The sequence below is a fragment of the Burkholderia sp. 9120 genome (assembly GCF_000745015.1).
GTDB lineage: Bacteria > Pseudomonadota > Gammaproteobacteria > Burkholderiales > Burkholderiaceae > Paraburkholderia.
In genome coordinates, this window is the sequence record NZ_JQNA01000002.1 from 4,915,540 (window position 1) to 4,926,679 (window position 11,140).

11 protein-coding genes are annotated in these 11,140 nt (G+C 58.3%); 4 read left to right on the top strand and 7 right to left on the bottom strand.

Annotated elements, in window-relative coordinates; all coding sequences use genetic code 11:
- Positions 1 to 79: 79 nt before the first annotated feature.
- Positions 80 to 562: a YybH family protein gene (locus FA94_RS30020; protein ID WP_035558266.1), complete on the top strand. Its 483-nt coding sequence runs from the start codon at positions 80 to 82 to the stop codon at positions 560 to 562.
- A gap of 61 nt (positions 563 to 623) precedes the next feature.
- Here FA94_RS30020 and FA94_RS30025 read toward each other — a convergent pair whose 3' ends face one another.
- Positions 624 to 1,574 carry a GlxA family transcriptional regulator gene (locus FA94_RS30025; protein WP_035558269.1) on the bottom strand — a complete coding sequence of 317 codons (951 nt, stop codon included), beginning with the start codon at positions 1,572 to 1,574 and terminating at the stop codon, positions 624 to 626.
- A gap of 95 nt (positions 1,575 to 1,669) precedes the next feature.
- Positions 1,670 to 2,485 (bottom strand): TetR/AcrR family transcriptional regulator, encoded by an 816-nt coding sequence (locus FA94_RS30030; protein ID WP_197070259.1) that lies wholly within the window; start codon positions 2,483 to 2,485, stop codon positions 1,670 to 1,672.
- Between the two features lie 24 nt (positions 2,486 to 2,509).
- Between FA94_RS30030 and FA94_RS30035 the strand changes: the two genes are divergently transcribed.
- Complete coding sequence (locus tag FA94_RS30035) at positions 2,510 to 3,406, top strand: alpha/beta fold hydrolase (RefSeq protein WP_035558271.1); 897 nt, start codon at positions 2,510 to 2,512, stop codon at positions 3,404 to 3,406.
- 107 nt (positions 3,407 to 3,513) lie between these two features.
- A complete protein-coding gene (locus FA94_RS30040) occupies positions 3,514 to 4,422 on the top strand; it encodes an alpha/beta fold hydrolase (protein WP_035558274.1) in 909 nt (302 codons plus the stop codon).
- A 69-nt stretch (positions 4,423 to 4,491) separates the two neighbouring features.
- On the opposite strand, the gene FA94_RS30045 is transcribed toward FA94_RS30040, so the two are convergent.
- The gene (locus FA94_RS30045) at positions 4,492 to 5,427 is read right to left on the bottom strand and encodes an AraC family transcriptional regulator (protein ID WP_035558276.1); all 936 of its coding nucleotides are present in this window, start codon (positions 5,425 to 5,427) and stop codon (positions 4,492 to 4,494) included.
- A 180-nt stretch (positions 5,428 to 5,607) separates the two neighbouring features.
- Between FA94_RS30045 and FA94_RS30050 the strand changes: the two genes are divergently transcribed.
- Positions 5,608 to 6,366: an SDR family NAD(P)-dependent oxidoreductase gene (locus FA94_RS30050; protein ID WP_035558279.1), complete on the top strand. Its 759-nt coding sequence runs from the start codon at positions 5,608 to 5,610 to the stop codon at positions 6,364 to 6,366.
- Positions 6,367 to 6,566: 200 nt separating this feature from the next.
- Here FA94_RS30050 and grxC read toward each other — a convergent pair whose 3' ends face one another.
- The 4 genes from grxC to FA94_RS38300 all read right to left on the bottom strand — a co-directional run bounded on the left by grxC (position 6,567) and on the right by FA94_RS38300 (position 11,140).
- Positions 6,567 to 6,833, bottom strand: a complete 267-nt coding sequence (grxC, locus tag FA94_RS30055; RefSeq protein WP_035558282.1) for a glutaredoxin 3 — start codon at positions 6,831 to 6,833, stop codon at positions 6,567 to 6,569.
- 781 nt (positions 6,834 to 7,614) lie between these two features.
- Positions 7,615 to 8,976 (bottom strand): MFS transporter, encoded by a 1,362-nt coding sequence (locus FA94_RS30060; protein ID WP_035558285.1) that lies wholly within the window; start codon positions 8,974 to 8,976, stop codon positions 7,615 to 7,617.
- 81 nt (positions 8,977 to 9,057) lie between these two features.
- Positions 9,058 to 10,623 (bottom strand): AMP-binding protein, encoded by a 1,566-nt coding sequence (locus tag FA94_RS30065; protein ID WP_035558287.1) that lies wholly within the window; start codon positions 10,621 to 10,623, stop codon positions 9,058 to 9,060.
- Entirely contained in the window at positions 10,616 to 11,140 is a 525-nt protein-coding gene (locus FA94_RS38300; protein WP_197070310.1) for a (2Fe-2S)-binding protein, read from the bottom strand. The genes FA94_RS30065 and FA94_RS38300 overlap by 8 nt, the downstream gene beginning before the upstream one ends.

An 11,140-nucleotide genomic window follows, 5' to 3' on the forward strand; every position in this document is an offset into this window, starting at 1 on the left:
CCGCATCCGACATTGCCTGATTCGCCTGCCCAATCGGATGCGGCCCTCTCCCATTCACCCCAGGATTTAAATTCATTCAATGCGACAGACTCGTCTTTGTGCCGCTGCCCTTGCAGCCTGCTTCTCCCTTTTCGCCTTTGCGGCGTCCGCCACGTCCAGTGGCCCACAGACTCAACCCGAGGCGGCCATTAGAGCCGAGAACGCACGATGGGCCGACGCCTTCCGGCGCGGGGATTATGAAGCGATAGGCCACCTCTATACGGAAGATGGCGCACTCTTACCGCCCGGGGGCGACAGAGTCATCGGGGCCAGCGCGATCGCCGAATACTTCACTAAAGGCTATGCAGGCGCCAAGCCGGATACCGTCTCCTTCAGCCATCCCGAGTTCTATGGCGACGATCGGATCGTGACTGAAGTTTCGGATACCGAGATCCGCGATCACAGTGGAAAGCTCAAATCTCGCGGTAAACAGATTCTCATCTTCCAGAAGCAGGACGGCACCTGGAAACTACATCGCGACATCTGGAATGCTTACGCGCCCGTGAAATCTGACGACCATTGAGCCAGCGGTGAAAGTACTCCGCGCGGCGTGGTTTGAAATCCGTTAGTGCGCCGTCGAAGGATCAGCGCCCCGCGTTCAATCTACTCGTGCGCCGGATCGATTGCGGCGGATGTCCGTGCAGTTTGACGAAAGCTCTCCGCATCCGTTCCGGATCGGAAAATCCCACGGCCAGAGCAATCTGTTCAATCGGTTCGCTACCATCCTGAAGGCGCAACCGTGCGGCTTCAACGCGCAAGCGCTCGACCGCCTTGGCCGGTGTTTCGCCCGTTTCCCGGCGGAATGCCCGGCCAAATTGTCGCAGACTTAATCTTGCGGCTTCGGCGAGTCGCTCGACCGGGAGCGCCTCCGCCAGATGTTCTCGGGCAAAATTCAAAGCAATGCGAATGCGGTCCGACTCCGGTTCCATTTGCGACATCGCGGAGAATTGGGACTGACCGCCTGGTCGACGGTAGGGAACGACCAAAAGCCTGGCGGTTGCGCGCGCAACTGTCGCGCCCATATCGGCTTCGATCATGGCAAGCGCGAGGTCTATTCCCGCGGCGATGCCCGCCGATGTCCACATACGTCCGTCCGCTATATAAATGCTATCGCCCTCGACCTTGGTGCGAGGAAAGCGCGACTGCAATTGAGCAGCGTAGCGCCAGTGCGTGGTTGCTCTCCGCCCATCCAGCAAGCCGGTTTCCGCCAGCAGAAACGCGCCCGTACATACGCTTGCCACTCGCGAGGCGTTGGCAGCCAATCGCCTGGCCGCGGTGATGTTCTCTGGTGTCTGCATCGGATCGATATCGCCGCCCACGAATACGACCGTGTCGAACGTGCGCCTCCGCGCGGGCTTCGTCTCGATAGAAAGGCCCGTGTTGCCGACAATCGGGCCTCCGGGCTGCGAGATGACATGGAGAACATAGGGAGTCTGGCCGGCGGCCATTGCCACCTGATTAAACGCCGAAAGTGGTCCGCCAAGATCCAGAGCGTCGTGGCCATCGCACACGAAAAATCCAATTCGATGCGTCATGAGGGAGTTAACCGTCAACACGTTGAATGACGTATTTTACCGAGAACCCTTAGATTGCGCCATTCGAGAATGGCGTGTTCGATGTGGCGCCGAACCTATTCAAACAACAGAGCGATGTCTTCCGCGGTCTCCAGCAACTCTTCACGCGACGCACCGTCGCGCGCCTGGATGGAGAACCCGAGCAGCACGGACGCCAGATGTCGTGCGGTGGATGCGAGCCGAGGATCCTCCAGCCATGGCGTCAGTACCGCAGCAATGTCCTGCCGAATCCCGTCACGGCGCTGCGCCAGTTCCGCGATCAGTTCGTGATGATCGGGGTGCGCGCAGAGCATGCCGCTTGACACCATGCAACTACGTTCACCCTCTTCGGCGGTCACCGTGTCGATCGCGGCGGCCAGCAATCGGCGCACCGCATCGGCGAGCGAATCAGCCTCCTGAACGGCCGACCGGTCGACCAGGTTGAACGCTTGCGAATAGCGGTCAAGCGCGCGACGGTACAAATCGGCCTTGCTGCCGAACACACCGTACAGGCTAGGCGGCGCCACACCAATCGCCTTGGTGAGTTCGCTCATGCCTACACCTTCGTAACCATGTCGCCAAAAAAGCCGCATAGCCGTCTCCACCGCCGTGTCTTCATCAAAAGCGCGCGGCCTGCCGGTCTTACGGGGCGAAGCGGATTTCTCCGCTGGAATCGTCTGTTTCATAGCGATCATTAAAAAACACTTGACGATGCCTGTCAAGGCCACCAGAATGCGTTTTTTAACGATCGCTAATAAATACGTATGACCAAGTCTGATTTCACTTCCACGATGCTCGTCCTGGTGCGTGATGCATGGCACGGCGGCCGCATGATCGATATGCCGCAAGAAACAGCGGATGTGATCGAGCACGCCGGTTTCGTGGTCGGCCAATCCGCCGCGCTAGAGGAGTAGATCATGTCTTCCCCAGCCTTTTTTCCGTCGTTGCAGCGCATCGACATCGAGGCCGGTGATGTGCGGTTTGCCGGCGCGATGGGCGGCGACGGTCCGCCTTTGTTGCTACTCCACGGTTATCCGCAGACCCACATCGCGTGGCGAAGGCTCGCTCCGGAACTCGCGAAACACTACTCGGTCGTCATTCCCGATCTGCCAGGCTACGGTGCCAGTCGGCCCCGCGACATGTCGCCGCGATGGACCAAGCGACGTGCCGGCGATGCGCTTGCCGCGCTCATGACCCATCTCGGTCACGATCGCTTTGCTATCGTCGGTCACGATCGCGGCGCGCGCGTGGGATATCCACTCGCGCTCGACCATCCGACGAGAGTAACGGCCTATACCTCGCTTACCGTGATACCGACCGCGGACGCCATGGCAGCGATCGACTATCGCTCTGCAGCGCACGCCTTCCACTGGTTTTTCTTCGCCCAGGAGGCGGACTTGCCCGAGCGCCTGCTTTCGGCCGATCCAGACGCTTTCATTGCACAGGCGCTGGCCAGGATGACCGACGGCCGGGACGTGATTGAGCCGGCAGCGCTGGATGCCTACCGAGCGGCGTTTCGCGACCCCGTTGTGCGACATGCCATCTGCGAAGACTATCGAGCCGCCTTAAACGAAGACCTCGCGCTCGATCATGGCGACCTCGCAGCGGGTCGAAAAATGCCATGCCCGGTACTCGTACTCTGGCCGCAGGCCGATCACGTGTCGGAGCAACAGACGCCGGTCGATATCTGGCTGCGGTGGGCAAACGACGTAAGCGGGAATGCGACTTCCGGCGGCCATCTCCAACCCGAAGAGACTCCGCAAGAAGTGTTGGCGTCGCTACTACCGTTTCTCGCACGGCACATTAGCGTCTGATTCGAAAAAATTAGTTAGCGTCGAATGTCCGCTCCATACGGCGCAAATCTTCTTCAATAGTTAGTCATTCTTACGAAGTAATCTGTTCATTTTTTAAGGACTTTATGATGTTCACCCGAATGCTGAATTACCTGTTGACCGCCGCAGTCTCGGTGGCAAGCCTGTTGGCGATCACACCTGACGCAATAGCCACTCCCTCGAACTACATGGTCACATCGAAGGACGGCGTCAAGCTCGCAGTTCAGGAAAGCGGCAATCCAGATGGTCCGCCGATCATTTTCATCCATGGTCTGCTCGGCAGTCGCCTGAACTGGGAAGAACAGATGCAGAGCCCCGAATTGCGTCAGTACCGACTCATTACGTACGATCTCCGCGGTCACGGTCTCTCGGATAAGCCATCCGGCGCCGAGCCTTATCATGACGGGCGCCATTGGGCCGACGACCTCGACGCCGTTATTGAAGGCTCGCATGCGAAAAAGCCCGTCGTAGTCGGCTGGTCGCTGGGTGGCGTCGTGATATCCAATTACCTCGCAACCTATGGCGATCGCCATATCGCCGGTGGTGTGTATGTCGATGGCGTGGTCGAACTTGCGGCGGGTCAGATCGTCGATCATCCCGACGTCTATCGGGACATGAATTCGCCGGACCTGAAGACGCATCTCGACGGCGAACGCATTTTCGTCGGACTGTGTTTCAACCATCGGCCGGATAGCGACACGTTCAGCCGACTGCTCGCGAATGCTGCGATGGCTTCGTGGGACATGCAGAAAGAAATCCCGACGATGACGGACTTCGCCGCCGAGGGGATCAGCAAGGCGCACGTGCCTCTGCTGTTTATCTATGGCGGCCACGATGCGCTGGTCGACACGCCTAGAACACTGGCTCGCGCAGCCGCGCTGAACTCACATATCGCGACCAAGGTGTACCCCGACGCGGGCCACGCGTCGTTCGCTGAAGAACCCGATCGCTTCAATCACGATCTGGCGGAGTTCGTCAAATCGACGTCCGCAAAATAACTCGCGGCGCCATGGCAATCGTCGCCGCTTAAGTGAGGGATCGGCGACATAGGCGAAAGCCGATCGAACTCACCGACCAATGGACGATTCCCTCTCGCCCGCTTCAACGCGGTCCTCCCGAAGCGCAGCCTGCCGCGCCGTCGCATCGCGCTTCGGCGACGTGCCGAACATGCGGGCATATTCACGGCTGAACTGTGAGGGACTCTCATAGCCGACCTCAAACGAGGCCGTCTCGACATTGGCGGCACACGAAATCATCAATCGGCGAGCCTCAAGCAAGCGGAGTTGCTTTTGATACTGCAACGGTGTCAATGAAGTCAGCGCCTTGAATTGACGATGAAAAGCCGACGCGCTCATCTGCGCAATATCGGCAAGATCCTCAATTCGGACCGTTTCCCTGAAGCGACTCCGCAAGCTGTGCATGGCGCTGATCACACGGTGCGACGGCCCGTTTGCCAGCGTCAATCTGGCAACGTCGGCGCCATGCGGCCCCGTGAGAAGCCAGTAGCAAATCTCCCGCAGGATGAGCGGAGCCAGCGTGGGAATCGCCTTGGGCGTGTCGAGTAGGCGCGCGAGGCGTAGCGCGCAATCGGCCAACGGTCCCTGGAAGTCGGTCACGAAGATGCCGCGGATCGCCTCCTCGCTGGCGAGAGGCATTGCATCCAGTTGGTCCGCGACACTTCGCATGACCGCGAGATCCAGTTCGAAGGCCAGAACGAGACAAGGCTGACCAGGGCTGGCCTCGACCACACGTCCTATCGAAGGCGTCTCGACGCCGATCAGCAGCGCCTGCCCGGCGCGGTAGACCAGGCGGCTGCCGCCGAACGTCGCCCACTTCGCACCCTGCGCCACGATGCATAGCGCGGGCCTGGAGATCCGGTGCGTGGGTTGCTTGGGGTGGTCTGATCGAAGGATGGCCAGTCCGTCGATCGCCGTCATGAAGGGGCTCTCCCCAGGCTGACGATCTGTATAGCGCAGAAGCGCCTCGGCCAACTGATCCGGCATCTCTGGTCTCCTTTCACGCCGCTTCTGCACTGGGCTCCGGCACGCCCGCAAGGAACGGGCAGGAACGAGTAGGAATAGGCAGGAAATTGGATGGTTTCGGCATTCTCCCACCGGCATGCCGTCGACATAATAAGCCCATACGTCGACAGCAGATGACGGAATCCTAACGGGAAATAAGCTATGCCAGCCAACAAAGTCGCTATCGTCACCGGGGGCAGTCGCGGAATCGGCCGCAACGCGGTACTCCGTCTCGCCAAACAGGGCGTGCATGCCATCTTCACGTACAAGTCGAGTCGGGCAGACGCTGACGAAGTGGTTGCGCTCACCGCGGAATCGGGCGCCCAGGCCATCGCGCTGCAACTCGACGTAGGCGACACGAACACGTTCGACGGGTTCGTGAACGACGTCCGAAAAGCGCTTGCCGAACTCGGTGTCGAGCGTTTCGATTACCTCGTGAACAATGCCGGCACCTCATCCGGCGCGAGCCTCGCAACGATCACCGAAGCGGAGATGGACTCGCTCTATCAGGTCCATTTCAAGGGTGTATTGTTCCTGACGCAGAAGCTGCTTCCGCTCATCAACGACGGCGGCCGCATCGTCAATATCTCCTCGGGACTCGCTCGTGTGGCCATGCCCAATCGCATCGGCTACGGCCCGATCAAGGCGGCCGTCGAAGCCTTGACCCGCTACCTGGCAGTAGAACTGGCCCCGCGCCGGATCGTCGCCAACGTGATCGCACCGGGCGCCATCGCGACGGATTTCAGCGGCGGAATCGTCCGCGACAATCCTCAGGTCAACAAGGCGGTCGCCGATATGACTGCGCTGGGCCGGGTGGGTGTGGCAGACGACGTCGGCCCCGTCATCGCGGCGCTGCTGTCCGACGATTTCGGCTGGGTCAACGCACAGCGAATCGAAGTCGCGGGCGGCATGCATATCTAGGCGCCAGCACGTCGAAAGCGTCAGACCGCCGGGTGTCGGCCGGCGGTCTTTTTCCCTTTACTTCGAGATGACTTCCAGCTCAAGCCCCTTCGTGCGCGGCCCCAGCAAGCCAATCGCCAGCATCACGATCAGCATCGCGCCCGCAATAAACACGAACGCGCCAGTATGTTTTGAGGCAAACGATGTGTCACGAACCGACGTCAGTTCAGAACCGTTTCTAGCAAAGGCATCAAGCCGCCGGTCCGGTCAAGCCGCGACAGTTCATCAAACCCACCGACATGTGTTGTACCGATGTAAATTTGAGGAACCGTTCTACGGCCAGTTCTCTCCATCATCTCGGCTTTTCGAGCAGGGTCTTTGTCTACAAAGATTTTTTCAACCTCGTCGACACCTCGAAGTTTCAACAGGCGCTGGGCTTGCTGACAATATGGGCAAACCTGCGTGCAGTACATCGTAATCTTGGACATCTGTGACCTCCTACGAAGATTTCGGGGGAACCATAACCTTTGTAAAACGGCGCTCCCGTTATTTCCGGTCCCCACAACAGCCTATGACCGGAGATGGCGACGTTGCTCGCAATATGACTACGCATGCTGCCAACAACCATAAAACGATTATACCCATGCTCCAGATTTTTTCTCTGCAGGCAATCGCAAAAAATCCAGGCAGTCGCGGACGCGCTGGGAGTCAGAGTCTTCGCATGGATCACGGTGGCATCAAGCGTTTGGCCTCGTCCCTAGAGTCGGAAGGGCGAGTGGCGGCGCAGCAAGATCAAAAATAGCCTCTTCGATTTAGAATAATGCTATTGAACAAATAGAAAGAAACATTCGTAGTGCCAGTTTCGTTGGGCCGAAAAACCGACGACTGCGTGGTGAACGAATGTTGATCTTCTGACAAGAAGATGTCTGTTTTTCTGGCGAAGCAAAAGCGTAGAAAGAAAGTAACGGTCGAGCAGCGCTAGAGCCATGCCTTTCATGATCCTGCTCCAGGCAACCGCCTCGATCGAAACCTGGAAAACGGACTGATCCACTTTGTTCACGGCTCGAAGCCTCGCAACGCAGGCTGGATTGGAACCCCGATACTTCGCTCGACTTTTGCAAGCTGAATGGGCGTTACTCATGGCTCTATGCTGTTCACAGAACTCCGCTCGCCGGCTAGATCAACGTCGCTCGGGCTGCGCTGGGCAAAATATCAGCAGAGCAGCCGACATACGGGTGATGCCGGCTGCAATCCCGAACGCTCGCTAGCTTAGTTCAAATCCTTGTCCAGCCGCCCCATGGTCTCCGGAACAATAAGAGCCCCAATCAAAAACAAAACACTTACTGAGACTAGCGCTCCGGCGAGGATCAATGGGAGTTCCTGTGGCGTACGGGCCAGCACGGAAACCACTGTCGGCATAATTCCGCCAATTGCGAATCCGATATTCCATGAAAGCCCAGTACCAGATGCGCGTATCGCAGTCGGGAAGCGTTCATTCAGAAAAATAAGGATCGGAGCATAGCTCGCGCTCCCAATCGAGCTTAGCAAGACCGCATAGAGTCCAATCATCCAGATGTTATCCGTACCGGCCATGGCAAGGTAAAACACGGGAAAACAGACGAGCCGGCCTACCCCAAGCCAGATGAAACTGCGTTTTCGTCCGATCAAGGTGCTTAGGTGGCCGGCCGCCGTCGAGGCCAACACAACTGCCACACTAGACACCAGGAGCACAAGCCCAGCGACGCTGTTAGGTGTATGGTTGATCACTTTCAGGAAAGTGGGAAGGTACCCGGAAGTCAGATAGTATCCGCTCCCTCCCCCAATAGTTAGCAGCAGGTTCACAAAAAGGATTGACCGGTATTTTCTTGAGAACAACACGCGTAGCGGTGATTCAGCAGGCTTCTCGGCGACGTCCTGAACTGACGCCAGCTCCTTTCGCTTTTCCCTCGCAAGTGCAGCCCAGACCGGCGACTCCTCGAGACTATTAAAGACGAATACTCCGAGTACTGAACTTAAGATTCCGGCAAAGAACATGCAACGCCATCCCCATACGTCGAACAGCGCCCCTGGGAATGCTGCCGACGTTGCCAGATATACGAGGGATGCAAGCAAGGCGCCCAAGCCTGCGCCTCCGCCGCCGACAAATCCGGAAACCGCGCCGCGATACTTGAGGCTGACAGTTTCAGTGCCGATTGTGTGCGTCGAGGCGACAACACCACCCACAAATACGCCCTGCACCAGACGCAGCAGAAGAAATAGGACGGGCGCGAGAAACCCCACCTGTACGACGGTCGGCAACAAGCCGAACGCCGCTGTCGAGACACCGACGCCAACAACTGACACAATCATCGCCCGCTTTCGACCGTGCTGGTCTGCGAACGAGCCGAAGATCGCCGATCCAAGCGGCCGCATCAACAGCGTCACTGCGAATGATGCATATACGGCCGCGAGCGAAAGCATGGAATTCGTCGATGGGAAAAATAGTCGTCCCACGACCGGAGCCACAAACAACACGACGAAGAGATCGAATAGGTCCAATGCCCACCCAAGACAGGACGCCATGACGGCGGCGAAGACCTGTTTCCCGCCGACCGTGCTTACTATTTGACCACTACGAAGAGCCTCTTCCATTTTCTATCTCCATCCAATGTCATTTATTTAGCGATACTATTTATAATGTATATATTTAGAACGTGAATTTCATGTGGCCGGCTACCGCTTGCTGACGTCCGAAACAACCGCCTCGGTCGGGACGTAATCGCCCCCGGACAACTTGCGGCGCAGAATCTTTCCTACGGGAGATTTCGGGATCTCCTCCACGAAGACGTATTCGCGTGGACGTTTGAAATTCACCAGATCGGAATCGCGGCAAAAGGCATCGAGAGCGTCCCCGTCGATATGAGTGGATCGCTTGATAAATGCCACGACCTTTTGCCCCCAACGCTCATCCTTAAGTCCAACGACAGCCACCTCGTCCACCGCCGGATGCAGCGACAGGAGCGATTCGATATCCACCGGCGATATGTTCTCGCCTCCGCTGATGATCATGTCATCAACGCGTCCGGTGACAAAAAGATCCCCGTCGGGGTCGAGATAGCCGGTATCGCCCGTGAAGTACCAGCCGTTCCGCAACGACTTCGCGTTGGCATCGGGACGATTCCAGTAACCTTCAAAAGCTTCGTCGCTGGCCAGTTCGACGACGATCTCTCCTTCTTCTCCCGCTCGTGCGATGTCGTCCGGACCCATTGCATCGAGCCTCACGACGCGAAGTCGAGTGTTGAATCCTGCTCGCCCGGCGCTTCCAGGTTTTTTAGTAGCGTTCTGGTCCACAGCGACCGTGTACACCTCCGACGAACCATAGTGATTGACAAACAGCTTCGGCCTGAAGGCGGCCGAACACCGTTTGAGCAGCCCGTCGTTCATCGGGGCTCCCGCGAACCCTAGCTTGGTGACCGAACCGATATCGGTTTCCAGGAATTCAGGCGCCGCGAGGAGATCGTGATACAGCGTCGGGACGAGATAGAGGCAGGTAAGCCTGAAGCGGTCGATCGAGGCCGCCGCGTACGCTGCATTCCAGCGGCGAACGCAAACAAAAAGACCATCGACCATCGCCATCGCGATAAGCGATCGGACACCCATCGTGTGATAGAGAGGCATGACCCCGAGCGTGCGCTCCCCCCGCTCATAGAGATTCTGGGCAACGTGAGCCAGTGCCGCAGCTCGTTCCTGCCGATGCCGTCGTGGGACGCCCTTTCCCATACCCGTGGTTCCAGACGTATAGAGCATCACCGAATAATCTTCAGGACTGGCCAGCGGGGTCAACGGTCCTTTACCGACCCTGTCATGGACATCCGCAAGGAGATCGTCAAGGCCGTACGACGCGCCCTCGACTCCATCCAGTCCGATTCTGATCGTGCGTTGAGCCGCCTCACTTTTTGACACGGCGTCGCTAGCTATCGGCTCGTACACCATGACCTTTGCACCCGCATCGGTCACAGTGTAATCAAGCTCTTCGGGCTTGGTTCTCCAGTTGATGGGGACCATTACGACACCGGCCATCTGACACGCCCAGTGCAGGGTCGCCATTTCCCATCGGTTCTGAAGAACGGCAATCAAACGATCGCCTCGATTGAGCTCGAGCCGACTCAGGATACTTATGAAATCTCTGATTCGCGTGTGCCACTCCGCGTAAGTCAATTGGAGATCGCCGTCGACGAGCGCCAGCGCATTCGGACTGCGCTCGACGGCCTGCAGGAATGTACGCCCCAAATCAAGCATGAGTCACCTCTTCCACGACGCGTTCATTGCGCCGCAAAGCAGCCACGTCAAGCACGGCCTGCACGATTGGGGTGTATCCCGTACATCGGCAAATGTGCCCTGACAGCATTTCGCGCACATCGTCTTCTGTCGGATTGGGTTCGCGCTGCAAATAGTCTTCACACGACATGAGAATGCCGGCCGTACAGAATCCGCATTGAAGCGCATGGCGCCGACGGAATGCCAGTTGCAGGTCGCTCAGCGTGTTGCCGTTCGCGAGACCCTCGACTGTGTCTATCCGACGCCCATCGGCCTGAACCGCGAGCATCAGGCAGGACCTTCCCGCAATGCCGTCGATATGGACCGTGCAGGCGCCGCAGACTCCGTGCTCACACCCTACGTGGGTACCCGTCGCGCCCAGCTCGTTCCGGAGAAAGTCCGACAGGAGTTCGCGCGGTTCACACTCAGCTCGACGCGTACGTCCGTTTAAAGCGAGCGTAACGACGCGTGTCTCTCCTTGCGGATGCGCTGCCTGCAA